The organism is Pseudomonas botevensis, assembly GCF_019145475.1.
GTDB classification, from domain to species: domain Bacteria; phylum Pseudomonadota; class Gammaproteobacteria; order Pseudomonadales; family Pseudomonadaceae; genus Aquipseudomonas; species Aquipseudomonas botevensis.
This window is the reverse complement of the sequence record NZ_JAHTKI010000003.1, coordinates 244978-262064: the sequence shown is the minus strand read 5'-3', so window position 1 is coordinate 262064 and position 17087 is coordinate 244978. Positions and strand designations below refer to the sequence as shown.

Genomic DNA, 17087 nt, shown 5'->3' with positions numbered 1-17087 from the left:
CGCTCCACGGATGAACTTCGGGTTTTGTGAACATGAGTGATAACGCTGCTTCTCCGGCCGTCCCGACACCTGCCGGCCAATCTCCCCGGCGCTGGCCGTTGCTGTTGGCCGGGCTGTGCCTGGTGGCTGGCGTGGCCGGTGGTCTTGGCTGGTTTATGCACAAGCCGAAGGCGCCGCCGGCGGAGCTGGCCAGTGACAAGCTCGGCCTGAGCCGCCCGGACGCCCTGCTGGAAACCCGCTCCCTGAGCCAGTTGCCCAAGGACCTGCTGGCGGTGCCGTTCCTCAAGGCCACGCTCACCGAAGATTTCGTTTTCTATTACGAAACCCACGCCGATCGCCTCGGCCTGATCGGCAGCCTGCGCCGGATCATCTACGAACACGACCTGAAGTTGCAGGACAGCCTGATCGAGCAACTCTTCGACCAACCGGCGGACGTCGCACTGTGGCGCGGGGCTGACGGGCGCTTGAAGGATTTTCTGCTGGTGATGGATCGCGGCGGCCTGGCCAAAGTGCTGGAGCCATTGGCGAAAGTGGCGCTGGATGATTCGCAACTGAGCCAGTTGGGCGAACTCAAGGTCGGCGGCGACAGCGTGGCGCTGTACCAGCTCAGCTATAACGCCAGCAAATCGCTGCTGTTCGCCTCTCACGGCAACAAACTGGTGGTGCTGTCGAACCCGGCCAAATACTACGAGCCGGACAGCGGCCCTTCTGACGAGCCGGGCCATGTCTCGCCGCAAGCGCTGGCGGCGCTGCTCAGCGGCGAAAAACTGTTCCCCGAAGCGTTCGGCCTGCCGGCCAAAACCCCGGAAATCAAACAACGCCTGTCGGTCAACTCAAGCGTGCTGGCAATGGGTTACCAGCGTTTCATTCCGAACTTCGCCGGCGTGCGTTTCGACATGGATGACAAGGGCTGGCACAGCTTTCTCGCCATGGATGAACTGGAAGACCAGCCGGACTTCGACTTCAAACCGGTCTGGCAGGCCATGCCGCTGGGCGCCAGTGCCTGCGTGACCCTGCCGGTCGCCGCCGAACCGCAGAAACCGTTGCTGGTGAAGCTTGGCGCCGACGAAGCGGTGGCGCAGAAGCTCACCGAGCATGTGGCCGGCGCGGCGGGCCTGTGCTGGTACGCCGACTCGCGGCTGTACACGCCATTGCTGGTCGCCAGCCTGAAGGACGAGGACAGCAGTCAGCTCGATGGCGACCTCGGCACGCTGTTCGGTTCGATGGTTGGCGCCTACGAGAGCAATGTCGATGAACATGCGTTCCCGGTGGTCGAGAAGCAACAAGGCCCAAGCCACCTGTGGCAGCGCCAGGTCAGCTCGAACTTCGGCCAGTACGCGGCCAAGGATGCCGAGAACCCGGACGCGATCAGTGGTCGCGCCTTCATGAAAGTCAGCCTCGCCCGGCATGGTTCGACGCTGCTGTTTTCCCTCGACGACAAACTGGTCGACAAGGCCCTCGGCACCCTCGACAAGCGTTTCCCGCCGATGGCCGACGTGTTGCCGAAGGATGTGCTGATGCCGATCTACTTCGGCCCGGACTCCATCGCCCAACTGATGCAGCAGGAAACCCTCGACAGCCTGCCGCAGGACATGGAGCCGGTGTTCTACAACGCCGCGCAAACCTACCTGATCCCTAAGCTGCGCACACTCGGCGGCTACGGCAAATACGCCCTGACCCTGCCCGAAGGCAGCGAGCCTGACGGCCACTGGCAATGGCTGCCGCTGGAATGGAAAGCGCTGTGACGACACTGATCCGCAGCCTTGGCCTGCTGGCGCTGCTGTTGAGCGCCACTGTCCGCGCGACTGAAGCGCCCGCACTGGACCCGGCACAGTCGCAGGTGTTCCGCGCCTGGTTCGTGCGCATCGCCCAGGAGCAATTGAGCCAGGGGCCGAGCCCGCGCTGGTATCAGCAGGACTGCGCGGGCCTGGTGCGTTTCGCCGCCAATGAAGCGCTGAAAGTCCATGACGACAAATGGCTGCGCAGCAATGGCCTGTCCAATCGTTACCTGCCGCCGGAGCTGTCGCTGAGCAGCGAGCAACGCAAGCTCGCCCAGCAATGGCAGCAGGGCGGCGGCAAGGTCGGGCCGTACGTCAACGCGATCAAGTTGATTCAGTTCAACAGTCATCTGGTCGGCCGCGACGTGTCCCAGGCACGTCCCGGCGATCTGATGTTTTTCGATCAGGGCGACGACCAGCACCTGATGATCTGGATGGGCCGCTACATCGCCTATCACACCGGCACCACGACCCCCACCGACAACGGCATGCGTTCGGCAAGCCTGCAACAACTCATGACATGGAAGGACACCCGATGGATACCCGACGCAGCCAACCCCAACTTCATCGGCGTCTATCGACTGAACTTTCTCACCCAATGACCGGTGCCCGCATGCTGCGCATTTGCTCAAAAATTCCTTTGCTGCTGGCGCTGTTGCTGCCACTGGCGACCGTCAACGCCGAAGACTCGGTGGAGCCGAGCGGTTATACGCCGGTGTCCGGTGAGAGTTTCTTCCTGCTGGCCGACAGCAGCTTCGCCAGCGACGAACAGGCGATGGTGCGTCTCGAAGCGCCGGGTCGCGATTACCGTCGCTTCCGCATGGAGCCTTATGGCGGCGCCGATATCCGCGTGTACCGGATCGACAAGCCGCTGGACTTCCTCAAGCGCCAGAAGAACCTGCATCGGGTGGTCAGCGACGGTCAGTTCAAGGGCGAAGGCCTGTCCAACACCCTCGCGTACCTGTGGGACAACTGGTATCGCAAGTCTCGTCGGGTGATGCAGCGGGCGTTTTCCTACGAATCGCGTAAACAAGTCACCGAGGAAGTGCCGGAACTGAAGATGGGCAATGCCATCGCCGCGCCAACGCCTTACGACGCGCAACCGCAATTCGCGCTGATTCCGGGTCTGCCGGTGGTCAGTCAGTTTCGTTATCCACTGTGGCAGGCCAAACCGATCCAGCCGCCGGAAGGGGTGAAACTGGCCGGCTCCTCCAGTGAGTTCGTCAGCGTCGCGCCGGGCAACGTGTATATCCCGCTGGGGCAGTTGAAACCGGGGCTGTATCTGGTTGAAGCGCTGGTCGGCAAATACCGCGCGACCACGATGGTCTTCGTTTCCAACACCGTGGCGGTGAGCAAGATTGCCGGCGATGAACTGCTGGTGTGGGCTGCGCGCAAGCACGAAGGCAGTTCGGTGCCGAAGGTCAATGTGCTGTGGACCGACGGCCTCGGTGTGATGAGCAGCGGCGCCACCGACACCGATGGTTTGCTGCGCCTGAAACACGTCAGCCCCGAGCGTTCGTTCGTGATCGGCGAGGACGAAGAGGGCGGGGTGTTCGTCTCCGAGAACTTCTATTACGACAGCGAAATCTACGACACCAAACTCTATGCCTTCACCGACCGGCCGCTGTACCGGCCGGGGGATTGGGTGTCGCTGAAAATCGTTGGCCGCGAGTTCAAGAATGCGCGGGATTCGGTCGCGCCGGGCGCGGCGGATGTCAGCGTCAGCGTGCTCGATGCCACTGGCACCGAGTTGCAGCGCCTCGATCTGAATCTCGATTCCAAGGCCGGTACGCAAGGTCGTTTCCAGTTGCCGGACAACGCCGTGGCCGGTGGTTACGAGATCCGGTTCAACTACAAGGATCAGGCCTACAGCAGCGCCTTCCGCGTGGCCGAGTACATCAAGCCGCATTTCGAAATCTCGCTGAACCTGGCCAAGCAGGATTACCGCACCGGCGAGCCGGTGAAGGGCAGCCTGGTGCTGCTGTACCCGGACGGCAAGCCGGTGGCGAACGCCAAACTGAGCCTGAGCCTGCGTGCCCAGCAATTGTCGATGGTCGACAACGAGCTGCAATACCTCGGGCAATTCCCGATCGAGCTGACCAGCACCGAGCTGACCACCGACAGCAAAGGCAATGCGAGCCTCGACCTGCCGGCCGCCGACAAACCGAGCCGTTACATGCTCACCGTGTTCGCCAGCGATGGCGCGGCGTATCGGGTCAAGACCACCAAGGAAATCCTTATCGACCGTGGCGCTGCGAGTTTCCGCCTGAGCGCGCCGCAGCGTTTCAGTGCAGTCGGTGACAAGGTTGCGTTCAGCTACGCCAACGAGGGTGGGAGCGAGCAGGCCAAAGCGGTGACCCCGAGCAGCTACAGTTGGGTGCGCCTGGAAGACCAGAGCACCGGCGAAGGCAAACTCGCGGCGACCGACAAAGGTTTCAGCGTGGCCTTCGAGCGTCCGGGCACGTACAACCTGACACTTAACGATCAACATGGCCGGGTGCTCGGGGCCACCGGGCATTCGGTCACTGGTGAAGGCGTCAAAGCCGTACCGGGCACCGTGGAAATCGTCCTCGACAAACCCGAGTACAAGGCCGGCGACGAAGCGCTGGCGCTGATCACTTTCCCGGAGCCGGTGAGCGATGCGCTGCTGTCGCTGGAACGTGACAAGGTCGAAGCCACCGCGCTGCTGGCCAAAGGTGCCGACTGGTTGAAACTGGAAAAACTCAGCGACACCCAATACCGCGCACGCATTGCGGTAAAGGACAACTTCGCACCGAACCTGACCTTCTCCGTGCTCTACACCAAGGGCGGTCAGTACAGCTTCCAGAACGCCGGGATCAAGGTCGTCGCGCCGCAGATCGATGTGGCGATCAGCACGGATAAACCGGTCTATCAGCCGGGCGACACCGTCACCGTCGACCTGACCACACTGTTCGCCGGCAAAGCGGTGCCGGCGCACCTGACGGTCAGCGTGGTCGACGAAATGGTCTATGCGCTGCAACCGGAAGTCGCGCCGACCATCGACCAGTTCTTCTACCACCCGCGTCGCAACAACGTGCGCACCAGCGCCAGTCTGTCGTTCATCAGTTACGACGTCGCGCTGCCGGGCAGCCCCGGCGCGCCGGGCAAGGCCAATCGCAGCGAACGCGGGGTGAAAGTGCTGGAGCGGCCGCGTCGTGAAGACGTCGACACCGCCGCGTGGCAGCCGGAGTTGCTGACCGACGCCAACGGCAAGACCCGTTTCACCTTCAAGATGCCGGACTCGCTGACCCGCTGGCGCATCACCGCGCGGGCGATTGCCGACGACGGTCAGGTCGGGCAGAAGAAGCAGTTCGTCCGCTCGGAAAAACCGCTGTACCTGAAGTGGAGCGGGCCGAGCAAATTCCGCCAGGGCGATCAGCCGCAACTTGGTGTGTTCGCGTTCAACCAGGCGGAAAAACCGGTCAAGGCTGAACTGGTGACTCACTATGCTGGCGCCGAACAGCGTCTGCCGGTGACGCTCAACAGCGGCATCAATTACCTGCCGCTGCCCGCGTTTGCCCTGGCAACCGGCGAGTGGACGGCGGAGCTGGTGCTGGACGGCAAGACCGCTGACGCCCTCGCCGTGCGCCTGACCGCGACCGGCGAAGGCTGGCAAGTCACCCAGGCCCAGAGCCTCGATGTGGCGAGCGGCGATACGCCGTTGAGCCTGCCGGCGGACGCCACCGATATTCGCCTGCGCCTGGACGACAGCCCGCAAGCGCTGTTCCGTTCGGCCCTCGATGATCTGCTGAGCTATCCGTACGGCGGCGTCGAACAGACCGCCAGCCGTTTGCTGCCGCTGAGCATCGCTTATCCGTCGCTGGCGTCGAGTCCGCAGACCCGTGACCGCCTGCGTTTGATCATGCAGAACAGCCGTCTGCGGCTGGTGCAAATGGCCGGACCGTCGGCGAGCTTTACCTGGTGGGGTTATGACGGTGAGCCGGATGCATTCCTGACCGCCTACGCCTACTACGCCGACTGGAACGCCAGTCGGGTGCTGGAGCTGACCCTGCCACCGGAGCATTGGCAGCGGGTGCTGGAGGTCTACGCCAAGCAGGCGCCGAATACGCCGTTGCTGCAACGGGCGTTGATTCTGTCGTTCGCCAAACAGATGCATCTGCCGGTCAACACCCTGCTCAGCGGTTTGATGGACGATCTGGCGAAGGCCGGCGAGGGCACTGCCGAAACCCTGATGGACGACGGCGAATACAGCCTGGTGATGGGCGATCCGGATTCGGCGCTTGGGCTGGCGGCGGCGCGGGTGCTGACCGCTTCGTTGGCAACGCAGTCGAAAGTCGCTTTGCCGGACGCGTTCAATCGTCAGGTGGGCGCCGCGCAACAGCGTCTGTCGGTCAGTTCGCAGCCGTTTGCCGAGGCGCTGAATTTGTCGCTGCAAGCGTTCGATCAGGCGCGTGCGACGGCGTTGCTGCAACGTCTGCTGCCGCAACAATCGACCCTGGAGCGCGCGCTGGCGCTGACCTGGCTGCAACGCAGCATCGCCCAGGCCTCGCCGACCATCGCACTGGCACCGGGCGAAGGCTGGAAGAAAAACTACGGGGCGACCGGCGAGATGTATTGGACGTGGCAGGGCACCCCGCCAGTGCCGAGCGTGTTGTCGGTGTCCGGCACTCAAGAGCGTCCGCTGCGCGCGGCGCTGAGTTTCCAGACGCGGCAACCGGCCGCCGAGCCGGTGCCGGTGACCATCACCCGCCGCTTGTCGCGTCTGGTGCCGGGCGACGAAGCGTTCACTTTCAAACTGGAGCCGGTCGGCACTAAACCGCTGTCCAGCGACAGTCTGTACCTGGACGAAGTGATCCTCACCGGCAAAACGGCGAAACCGCTGCGCTACGGCATGCTCGAAGTGCCGCTGCCGCCGGGCGCCGATGTTGAGCGCACCACCTGGGGCATCAAGTTGCAGGGCAAGGACGGCACCGAGCCGACGGCGCTGGAGAAGGCGCGCTTCGAGCCGGGGCAACTGGCCTACGCGGTGCCGGTGGATGCGCTGAGCGGTGAGTTGCGTCTGCGCCATCTGGTGCGCTTCTCGCAGAAAGGCCAGTTCAACCTGCCGCCGGTGCGATTCACTCAGGTCTATGCGCCAGAGCATCAGGCCCAGGAAGCGAAAGCCGCCCTCGGCCAGGTCACGGTCAACTGACATGACCCGGCCACTGGTCTGGCTGCTGCTGTGTCTGATTCCTGCGCTGGCGACGGCGCAGGATGAACCGTTGCGGCTGGCCTACAAGGGCGAACTGCTGTCGCTGAGCCGCACGCAGTTGACTGCTCGCGAGCCCTTGCCCGATACGCTGCAAACGCCACTGGGCAGTCTGTGGAAGCTGTTCGTCTATGCGTGGCTGGTGGATACCGGCGCGCGGGAGCCGGTGTACGAGTGTCGCGGGCAGTCGAAAGAGGAAGTCTATTGCTGCTCGGCGGGCGGTAAGGTCGAGCGCGATCAGGCGTTGGTGAAATCCTGCGGGTTGTACTTCGAACCGGCGCGGTTGGGCATTGTGGCGGCTGATTGGCGAACCTATTGGCAGGCACGGCAAGCGCCGTCGTGGCTGCTGGATTTGCCATCGGTGCAACCGGCTACGCGTGTTTCCGTAGCAGACTTGCTGAAGGTGTTGTCTGTGTTGCCGGCTCAGGATCAGATGCGCCGGGTACTACTTGATGTGGTGCTGAACGCGGCGGACGGCAATGTCGTCGGTGAACTGGGCGGACGTCTGCGGGTGAAAACCTGGAGCTGGCTCGGTGATCAGGATCCGCAATCACGGCAGGGCGGATTCGCCGGTTGGACAGCTGATGGCGCGCCGGTGTGGGCCGGCGGGCGCGGCACCAGCCAGATCGTTCTGCGTCAGTATGGGCAGGCGCTGGCGACGGTGTTGCCGGCAGCCTGGCCGGCGGAGGTGGGGCGGTGTGTCGAGGTCGGACTGTTTTCGCGCTATCCGCTGACGCGGGTTCTGGCGGCTGATCGCGCGGTGACTTCCGGCCCGTTGCAGGGCGACTATCGCGTCGAGTTTGCCAATGGCAATGCGCTGGATATCCACAGCGATGGCGAACTGTTTCTCCTCAACGACAAACTGGTCGCACGTCTTGATCGCGAGGAATACGTTGCCCGCGTCCTCGAGCGCGAAGCCAAACCCGAACCTGCCGAAGCCGCCAAAGCCCTGGCCGTGGCGATCCGCACCTACCTGCTGCAAAACGCCACGCGCCATGGCGAGTGCCTGAGCATCGATGACAGCAGCAACCGCCAGCGTGTTGCGCCGCGTCCGGCCTCGGCCGAATCCCGCAGCATTGCAGCGTGGACGGCGGATCTGGTACTGGCCGGCAGCACCGTCACTTATCACTCCGACCAACCCGGCCCGGACAAGCTCGCCTGGCAACAAGCGGTCGAGCAAGCCAATGTCGGCCAGCGCTATGACGCGATTCTGCTGCACGCTTACCCGCGCGCCAGCCTCAGCCGCTGGGACAACCCGGTGGCGTCCTGCGAAGCGCTGCCTGCCGCGCAAGACTGGCTGCAAAAACAGCGACGCGGCTGGCGTCCGAGGCTCGAGAGCGAAACCGGCTACAACGAAGTCGGCACGTTCGCGGTGTGCAAACTTGCGTTCGGCCGCCCCTTCGTCGACCGCGAACGACAGCGCATCTACGTGCGCGGCGTGCTGACGCTGCAGGATCGTCTCGACCTGGCTCACGAATACCTGCACCTGGCCTTTGAGGCACACCCCAACGGCCAGGATGAAACCTACATCGAAGGGCTCGCCCGTCATCTCTTGCTGGAATAGACCATGCCACTCCGTTATCCACAGGTCTTGCTGTTGCTCTGCGCATTCGCCGCGATATCGCCGACGATGGCCGCAGACGGCGTCAAACTCGACACGCCGGTCGGCGGCTGGCGCAGCGGCGCGCCCGACGGCGAGGGCGAAAGCTTCCGCCAGACCGTCAACTACCCGGCCTCGTCGGTGAACACCCCGGTCGGCCAGGCCAACACCGCGCGAATCAGCGGGCAGATCGCCGCCACGCCAAAGAATAACGAGCCTGGCAGGTTGATCGTCAACGGTGTGAGCATGCCGCTGAAAATCGGTGATGGTGGCCGTTTCGACCGCCCGTTTTCCTTCCCCAATGGCAGCAACAGCGTCGAAGTGCGCAGCCCCGACGGCCAGCAACGTCATCGCACGCAGTTCCTCAACACCAGCGGCGGCGCAACCCCGGCCAAGCTGCGGGTGTTGCTGGCGTGGGACAGCGACGGCACCGACCTCGACCTGCATCTCATCACCCCGGACGGCGCGCACATCTGGTACGGCGACCGCACCGCCCCCAACGGCGCCGCCCTCGACGTTGACGTCACCACCGGCTACGGCCCGGAAATCTTCGCCATGCCGGCGCCGCTCAAGGGGCAGTATCTGGTGTATGTGAATTATTTTGGCGGGGGCTATCGCGGGGATGATGAGGGTGGGGACGAGGCGGTGCAGCCACTGACCACGGCGCAGGTGACGGTGATTACCGAAGAAGGAACGCCGAGCGAGAAGATGGAGACTTTTCTGGTGCCGATGCGGGCGGTGGGAGAGCTGACGTTGGTGAAGTCGTTCAGTTATCCGTGATCTGCGCCGATAAGAGAAGCAACTGAAAATACTGGGTAAGGGTTGATCGTGAAGCTCCAAAAGAATCCGTTGCAGGCGTTTGTGATGTCCTGTCTGGTAGCCGGCTGGGGGCTGGTGTATGTCGGGCGGATCAAATGGGCGCTGCGGGTCGCGGCGTTGCTTTATCTGGGGGGCATCGCCCTGGGGGCTTTCGGGTTGATCGCCAGTCCGAAGGGGCTGTACGCCTTCGCCGGCTTCGTCATCCTGGTCAAACTGGTTTCGGCTATCGCGGCTGCAAGACTGGCGCGCCATGGCAATGCTGACGTGGCAATGCCAGGCACCCGGTTCCATGTGCTTTATGTACTGGCTCTGGCGATTGTCACGCTGGTACTGCTGGTGCCACTTCGAACGCCGTTACTCGGTTACAAAAACTACTTCATTCCATCAGGTTCGATGAGCCCGACATTGTCCATCGGTGACTACGTGGTGTCTGACATCCGCCCTGGCGAGATCAGGGTCGGCGATATCGTGGTGTACGCCTGGAACGGTACGGAAGCGGTCAAGCGCGTTGCCGGTGTTGCCGGTGATGTCGTGCAGATCAGTGACGGAAACCTGATCAACAATGGTGATAGCCTCGGGCTGTTTTACGCGCCTGCCGACCGGGTAAAAAAGGACTACTCGTTGACGCTCGCCCCACTGAAAGTCGAGCCGAATCACGTTTATCTGTTGGGTGACAATCGCGATGTCAGTAATGACAGTCGTTTCATGGGACAAGTCGATCTCAAGGATATCCGTGGCCGGATTACCGGCATCTGGTTCTCGAATGAGCGCTCGAGGATCGGCACCACGTTTCCCCGAATCGATCGCGACGCGAAAGATCACTGATGGCTAGAACCCGGGTGGAATGTAACCGGGCACAAACGGGACGTTGATGCACTTGCCATGAATGATCTTGCCGTCCTCGATGCGGAACAGCACGATCTTTTTGGCTTTATTGACCGTGGCTTCCAGTTTGCAATCGGAGCTGTGACCGACGGTTTCGTAGTACTCGGTGTACACCATGCCGTTGCCGGTATGATTCATTGACGTGCCGGCCGCTTCGGTAGTGGTCCAACTGGCGGATTTGTACCAGGTCAGCACGGCAAGGTTTTCGCCATTGGCGCCGGCCTGTTTCTTCATCGAGTCAGGCCGGCCGAACAGATCCAGCGCCTCCTGGACATCGCGTCCTTCCCAGCGTGACTGCGCGATCAAGTGGCAGCCGCCGGCCAGCAACATCATGGGCGTCAGCAGCAGCGCCGCCAGGGTTTTAGTCCATTGATTCATCATGACTCCCGGCGCCATGGCCAGAGCGAGGAAAGGGGCGGCTTACGGCTTGTTGCCCAACATGGCATCGAGGTCGTCCATCATCTGGTTCTTCTGCTGGACCGGCGCCAGTCTGGAAAACATGTACTGCACGGTCTGGATCATCTGCAGATGCGGCATCTTGCCCATCGCCACCATGTCCTTGGCATTGCGTGCGCAGACAAACGCCTGCGTGCGCTGGACCCAGAAGTCCTTCGGTGTCTGCCACTGCTCGGATACTTTCAGATGACGCAGGGTGTACGCCAGGCGCTCGACGGATTGCCCATTGAGAAAACGCACCTTGTTGGTCGAACACTGCACTTCCATGTTGTAGACATCGATCATCGGCTTGCCCGGTTCTTCATAAACCAGCGTCACTGCAACCAGCTTCGCGCCCTTGGTGTGGTTCGAGGGCACCACCGAAGTGGTGTCAGCCACATACATGATGTTTTTGTTTGGCACGCCGTTGCCGTAGATGATCCACCAGTCGCCTATGGGCGTCGCTTCTTCAGCGAACGCCGGGCTGGAAGTGATTAACAGGGCTGTCAGCAGGGGCAGGGTTTTATTGAGCTTGAAGAGCGCAGACATGGTGTTGCTCCATTCCTTGGATTTTTGTGCGTTGTTGTATGGCGCAGGGCGTTTGTTGTGCACAAAACTGGAGTGGAAATTCTGCGGGGAGCGTGGGGTGGGGGCAATTAGGGCGGATGTACTAGTGGCGCAGTGAAATCTCGGCGGGCGAGTTTTTGGGTGATGAACTCAGTCAGGAAAGACACCGCAAATGGCGTTGCCCTGGTAACCATGAATGATTGGCCCGAGCACCATGAATGGACCGCACGCATATAACGGCGAAGGGACTTTCTGTTGCGAATAGAGCAGCAATGTTTCATCCCCGAATCCATCGTTACCGAAAGACTGCTCGGAATAAGAACTGCATACCGGCAACTTCATTGGAACCGGTATGACCGCCACCCAGACAGTAATGCCGCACCATTCGCGAGTGAGTGGCGATCGTGTCGTTCTGGTGATTGGCGGTGATGACGACTGAGGGGCCAATGCTCTGAAAGCCTCGGTTTTTCTGGTTGTCGTCTCTGGAAGCGAGACAGTTACACCGACACAGCCAGCCAGAAAAAGACATGGCAGCGCTGTGGCGATCGCAGACTTCAAGCGGGCAGGGGCGATGGTTGGCATCGTGTTGGTCATCCTTGAGTGTCATTTCTGCGAGCGCCCGTTGCACAGGTTTTTACCTGCGGTACTCGTATATGCATTCCATTGGCGTGATACGGCGCAACCTGCAAATGCGCCTGTAAAAACCGGTTTCCGACAGGCATTAAAAAGCCGGCTTGTGGCCGGCTTCTCGGGGACTGGCTTGGTTCATTTTTGGTAAACCGCGCCAGCCTTCAAAACGTACATCCGGATCTTGCGTCCGGCTGTGGGACTTGGTCAGACAGTGGTCTGCCGCGTCAGGCGTCATCTGGCCGCAGGGCGGGCGATGCGCGAATGTGGGGCGCAGGATACTGATTTCCGCGCCCGATTCCCAGCCCGATGTGCGGATTAGAGCGATTTCTATGCCGCCGCTGAGGAATTTGTACTGATTATCCGGGCCTCTTCGCGGGCAAGCCCACTCCCAGGGGGCTCTGTGCCGTCCAAAGGGAACGGGGGGTATCAGAGAAACGGCACCACCGGGCGCCGTTTGCTCAATGTCGACCACCAGAACACCCAGCCCAATATATGAATCCGTTGCTCTTCGATCTGCGCGGCGCGGAATATTTCGTCCGGGTATTCGGCGTTGTTGTGGCTGCGCAGGCGCAGGGCGTTGCCGGGCATGCGATGCAGGTATTTGATGCGCAGCATGCCGTCGTGTTCGATGGCGTAGATTTCGCCGTCCACCACTTGGGTCAGGCCACGGTCGATGGCGACGATGGAGCCGTCTTCGATTCGTTCGGACATGCTGTTGCCGATCATGTGGGCGCAGATGGCGTCGGCGTGTCGGATTTCCAGTTGATCGAGGTGGGCGCGGGGCAAGCGGGTGGTTTGGTCCGGGTCCTGGATGACGTGGGTTTTGCCGGAGCCATTGGTGAGTGGGGTTTCCTTGAACAACGGCAGTTCGATGTCGTTGGGGTCGATGACCGTGTAAATGCCCCGGACGGAGTGGGCGTCGAAGGTGTCGCCGTTGCTGGCAGCCTGCAGGCGTGGCAGCTCTTTTACCCCTTCGCCGGTTTTCAGCCAGTCGCTGTTGACCGACAGCAGGCGTGAGACTTCTTCCATGCGATACGCCGGGACACCCCGGGTGTACCAGTTATGAATATTTTGGGCTTCCGTGCCCCAGAACTTCGCGAAACCGGTGGTGGTGATGTTCGCTTCTTCCAGGAGTGCCTTGAATCGTGGACCGCTAGTGTTCTTTCTCATGCACACGAGTCTAAGTGCGGGTCAGAGCGGTTTGAATAAACCTCGCGTTCAAAATCGGCACTAATTTTGAGACAGGATGTAAGGCATTCTTGTGAGAAATTAGACAGAGCAAAACCGCGTCGTAATGAATTTAAACGACCTGTTGAAAGCACAATCACCGGACATAAAAAAACCCCGGATCAACCGGGGTTCTTTTCAAGCGTCCTGCAATCCGTCGCTCAGCCTTTGTAGGCGGCAACCGACTTGGTGATCGCTTCGCGGGCGGCGTCTGCGCCGGCCCAGCCTTCGATTTTCACCCACTTGCCTTTCTCGAGATCCTTGTAGTTCGCGAAGAAGTGCTCGATCTGCTGGATCAGCAGCGGCGGCAGGTCGGTGTATTCCTTCACGTCCACGTACAGCTGGGACAGCTTGTCGTGTGGAACAGCGATGACTTTGGCATCGCCGCCGCCGTCGTCGGTCATGTTCAGGACGCCAACCGGACGGGCGCGGATAACCGAACCTGGAGCAACCGGGTAAGGGGTCACGACCAGCACGTCGAGGGGATCACCGTCGTCAGCCAGGGTGTTCGGGATGAAACCGTAGTTGGCCGGGTAGAACATTGGGGTGGCCATGAAACGGTCAACGAACAGGCAATCGCTGTCTTTGTCGATTTCGTATTTGATCGGCGCGTGGTTGGCCGGGATCTCGATCGCGACGTAGATGTCGTTCGGCAGGTCTTTGCCAGCCGGAATCTTGCTGTAGCTCATTGGGCTTTGCCCCCGTAGTTGACCAAAAACACTTGGCCGGATTGACCAAAAAGTGGCGGCGATTATAGGCATATTCTGCCGTGGACGCCATGTGCCGAAAGTCGCGTGTCTAGTCGTGCAGACCGTGTTCGTGCGCCTGATAGACCGGGTTCGTGGCCTGAAGTTGCCGCAGCCTGCCCAACGGATCCTGCCGGTAGAAAAGCCGCAGTTGCGCGTACACCTGTGGATAACTCTCGTGCAGCAGGTCGGGGGCGCTGAAGAAGTATTCGCTGGTGACGGCAAAGAACTCGGCCGGATTCTCTGCCGCATAGGGGTCGATGGCGGTTTCGGCGTCGGGATTGCGGTCGAGTTGGCGGTTGAGGTCGTCGTAGGCCGCCTGCATGACGTGCGCCCAGTCGCTGACCCGCATGTCGGCATGCAGCGGCGGCAGGCCGTTGGCGTCGCCGTTGAGCATGTCGAGCTTGTGCGCCAGTTCGTGGATCACCAGGTTGTAGCCTTCCCAGCCACCACTGGCCATCACGCCTGGCCAGGCGAGGATGATCGGCCCCTGTTGCCAGGCCTCGCCGCTGTGCTCGCCGTCCCATTCATGTTCGACGCCGCTGGCATCGCGATGACGCTGAGGGCTGAGGAAGTCGTCGGGATAAAGGACGATCTCATGAAAACCCTGATACCAGTTCAGATCGCCGAGGTGCAAAAGCGGCAATTGCGCCTGGGCGGCGAGCAGCAGGCGTTGTTCCTGATGCAGTTCGACACCGGGCAGGGCGGTCAGGTGTTTGTCGTCGAGAAACAGCACGCAGGCTTCGCGCAGCCACTGATCCTCGGCGGCGCTGATGCCGTCAAGGAAGCTCAGGTGATGGCGCACCCGTTGCCACAGGTCGTCGGCAATCGGGTGCCTGGCCAGGATGCGCCGGCGTCGCCAGGCGCTCAGTGACCACATCGACTTAATGCGATTGGGCTTTGGCGCCGCCGAAACGGCTGCGAACCACGCCAATGATCATCGGCACCAGCGACAGCAGAATGATGCCGACCACCAGCAACGACAGGTTTTTCTTGATGAATGGCACGTTGCCGAAGAAGTAGCCCAGGGTCACCAGACCGCCCACCCACAGCACGGTGCCGAAGACGCTGAACGCGAAGAAACGCGGGTACGGCATCTTCGCGACACCGGCGACGAACGGTGCAAAGGTGCGGATGATCGGCAGGAAGCGCGCCAGGGTCACGGTTTTGCCGCCGTGCTTGTCATAGAAGTCGTGGGTCTGTTGCAGGTAATCGCGACGGAAGATTTTCGAGTTCGGGTTGCTGAACAGTTTTTCGCCTGCCGTTCGTCCGATCACGTAGTTGGTGCTGTCGCCCATGATCGCCGCGAGCATCAACAGACCGCCCAACAGCACCGGGTCCATGCCGCCACCCGCCGCCACGGCGCCAGCGATGAACAACAGCGAATCGCCCGGCAGGAATGGCATCACCACCAGACCGGTCTCACAGAAAATCACCAGAAACAGGATGGCGTAGATCCATGGCCCGTAATTGTTCACCAGCAGGTCGAGGTAAACGTCGAGATGCAGGATAAGGTCGAGCGGGTTGAAATCCATGGAGGGCACCTGTGTGACGGCCCGACTCGGCAGGCCTGTGCGGATGACTTCGTGAAAGCCTACAGAGGGGTGTAGTTTTTCTTACAAGCCGGAAAGCTCGGGATTATACGGTTTGAGAGGTGAAAAGCGTGTCGGTTTTGTAGCGGGGAATGTCGGGGTGTGAATATTTGTCGGGTATGGCTGGATCGTGGGGAGGGAGCAGGCTTGCTCCTCCCACAAGCGATCCGGGCGATCAGAGCGAGTCGCTGATCGGCAGTACGTAGTTCTTGAACTCGGTGTCTTCCTTGAACCCGATGGATTCGTAGGTTTTCTGTGCCACTTCGTTGTCGCTGCTGGTGGAGACGCGCATACGCACGGCCTGGGTTTCCTTGGCCATTTTCTTCGCGGTACGGATCAGGTGGTCGGCGACCAGTTGGCGGCGGGCGTCTTCGGCGACATAGATGTCGTTGAGGATCCACACGCGTTTGAGCGACAGCGAGGAAAAACTGGGGTAGAGCTGGCAGAAACCCATCAGTTTCTTGTCGTCATCATCGGCCAGGGCCAGGTAGATCACCGATTCCTTGCGTCGAAGGCGCTTTTCAAGGAACGCACGAGACGAGTCCGGATACGGCAGCGAGCCGTAGAACTCGCGGTATTTGACGAACAACGGGGTCAGCAAATCCAGGTGTTCGAGGGTCGCTTGGATAATCCGCATGGTAGGTCTCGTCCTTCAAGTGGCTGTCTTCACGTGCTCTGACGGCAATGGGAAACCCGGGCGGCCGTGCGTCGATCCTGCCTGAAACCGGCGCGTAAACGCAATGCGGAACCGGTTCAGGATTTCGACTGATCGAGTAGGAAGTTGCCTTTCATATCCGCACCGGTTTCCGACTCCAGCGTCTGAACCTGTGCTTCGTCCTTCAGATTGACCCCCGACAGCTGCCGCCGACACGCTTCGCGCATCAGATACAGCAAGCGATGGGCCGCCATGCCGTAGCTCAAGCCTTCGAGCCGCACATTGGAAATGCAGTTGCGGAAGGCATCGGTGAGACCGACCTTTGGATTGTAGGTGAAATATAAACCCAGGCTGTCGGGCGAACTGAGGCCGGGGCGCTCTCCGATCAGCATCACCACCATTTTTGCCCCGAGCAACTGGCCGATTTCATCACCAATCGCCACGCGGCCCTGCTCCACCAGAATCACCGGGGCGCTGGACCAGCCGTCGGCGCTCATTTGCTCTTCCAGGCGGGTGAGAAACGGCAGCGTATGGCGATGCACCGCCAAGGCCGACAAGCCATCGGCCACGACGATCGCCAGATCGACGCCGCCCGGATGCGCCTGCGCGTGTTCGCGCAGGGTCTGCGCCGAGGCATCGCTCAACTTGCGCCCCAGATCGGGACGTTGCAGGTAGCTGTTGCGATCCACCGCCGCGCTGTGCAGCAGCAGGCTGTCACGCCCGCGTTCGTGCAATTGCGTGCTGATACCCGCGTGATCGAACGGCAGATGCACGGCATCTCGCGCCTGGGCATGGGCGTACTGGAAATCCAGTTGGGCGCGGGTCGGCAGGCTGGTGCCGGTACGGCCAAGGGCGATGCGCGCCGGGGTCAGGCGACGCAGCTCCAGCCATGGGTTTTGCGGGTCGACGGGCGGTTTTTCCAT

The 17087-nt window shown here is 61.4% G+C and carries 15 protein-coding genes; 6 read left to right on the top strand and 9 right to left on the bottom strand.

Going from position 1 to position 17087, the window contains the following annotated elements; translation table 11 throughout:
- Positions 1–32: 32 nt before the first annotated feature.
- From KVQ74_RS06700 to lepB, 6 genes are all read left to right on the top strand, one after another.
- Positions 33–1745 (top strand): DUF2138 domain-containing protein, encoded by a 1713-nt coding sequence (locus tag KVQ74_RS06700; protein WP_217830206.1) that lies wholly within the window; start codon positions 33–35, stop codon positions 1743–1745.
- Entirely contained in the window at positions 1730–2380 is a 651-nt protein-coding gene (locus tag KVQ74_RS06695; RefSeq protein ID WP_217830204.1) for a DUF1175 domain-containing protein, read from the top strand. The genes KVQ74_RS06700 and KVQ74_RS06695 overlap by 16 nt, the downstream gene beginning before the upstream one ends.
- Positions 2377–6951 carry an alpha-2-macroglobulin family protein gene (locus KVQ74_RS06690; protein ID WP_217830203.1) on the top strand — a complete coding sequence of 1525 codons (4575 nt, stop codon included), beginning with the start codon at positions 2377–2379 and terminating at the stop codon, positions 6949–6951. The genes KVQ74_RS06695 and KVQ74_RS06690 overlap by 4 nt, the downstream gene beginning before the upstream one ends.
- Position 6952: 1 nt before the next feature.
- Entirely contained in the window at positions 6953–8572 is a 1620-nt protein-coding gene (locus KVQ74_RS06685) for a DUF2300 domain-containing protein (protein WP_217830201.1), read from the top strand.
- Positions 8573–8575: 3 nt separating this feature from the next.
- Positions 8576–9388, top strand: a complete 813-nt coding sequence (locus KVQ74_RS06680) for a YfaP family protein (RefSeq protein ID WP_217830200.1) — start codon at positions 8576–8578, stop codon at positions 9386–9388.
- Positions 9389–9472: 84 nt separating this feature from the next.
- Positions 9473–10252, top strand: a complete 780-nt coding sequence (gene lepB / locus KVQ74_RS06675) for a signal peptidase I (RefSeq protein ID WP_217830198.1) — start codon at positions 9473–9475, stop codon at positions 10250–10252.
- A gap of 3 nt (positions 10253–10255) precedes the next feature.
- On the opposite strand, the gene KVQ74_RS06670 is transcribed toward lepB, so the two are convergent.
- From KVQ74_RS06670 to eutC, 9 genes are all read right to left on the bottom strand, one after another.
- Entirely contained in the window at positions 10256–10690 is a 435-nt protein-coding gene (locus KVQ74_RS06670; protein ID WP_217830196.1) for a hypothetical protein, read from the bottom strand.
- Positions 10691–10732: 42 nt separating this feature from the next.
- On the bottom strand, positions 10733–11296 hold the full coding sequence (locus KVQ74_RS06665) for a hypothetical protein (RefSeq protein ID WP_217830194.1): 564 nt from the start codon (positions 11294–11296) through the stop codon (positions 10733–10735).
- A gap of 168 nt (positions 11297–11464) precedes the next feature.
- The gene (locus KVQ74_RS06660) at positions 11465–11896 is read right to left on the bottom strand and encodes a hypothetical protein (protein ID WP_217830193.1); all 432 of its coding nucleotides are present in this window, start codon (positions 11894–11896) and stop codon (positions 11465–11467) included.
- A 474-nt stretch (positions 11897–12370) separates the two neighbouring features.
- A complete protein-coding gene (locus KVQ74_RS06655) occupies positions 12371–13114 on the bottom strand; it encodes a S24 family peptidase (protein ID WP_217830191.1) in 744 nt (247 codons plus the stop codon).
- Between the two features lie 218 nt (positions 13115–13332).
- On the bottom strand, positions 13333–13860 hold the full coding sequence (gene ppa / locus KVQ74_RS06650; protein ID WP_045881121.1) for an inorganic diphosphatase: 528 nt from the start codon (positions 13858–13860) through the stop codon (positions 13333–13335).
- 109 nt (positions 13861–13969) lie between these two features.
- A complete protein-coding gene (locus KVQ74_RS06645) occupies positions 13970–14797 on the bottom strand; it encodes a M90 family metallopeptidase (RefSeq protein ID WP_217830190.1) in 828 nt (275 codons plus the stop codon).
- A gap of 4 nt (positions 14798–14801) precedes the next feature.
- Entirely contained in the window at positions 14802–15452 is a 651-nt protein-coding gene (locus KVQ74_RS06640; RefSeq protein ID WP_217830189.1) for a DedA family protein, read from the bottom strand.
- Between the two features lie 232 nt (positions 15453–15684).
- The gene (locus tag KVQ74_RS06635; protein WP_217830188.1) at positions 15685–16146 is read right to left on the bottom strand and encodes a GNAT family N-acetyltransferase; all 462 of its coding nucleotides are present in this window, start codon (positions 16144–16146) and stop codon (positions 15685–15687) included.
- A 116-nt stretch (positions 16147–16262) separates the two neighbouring features.
- Positions 16263–17087, bottom strand: coding sequence for an ethanolamine ammonia-lyase subunit EutC (gene eutC, locus KVQ74_RS06630; protein WP_217830187.1), 825 nt, complete (start codon positions 17085–17087; stop codon positions 16263–16265).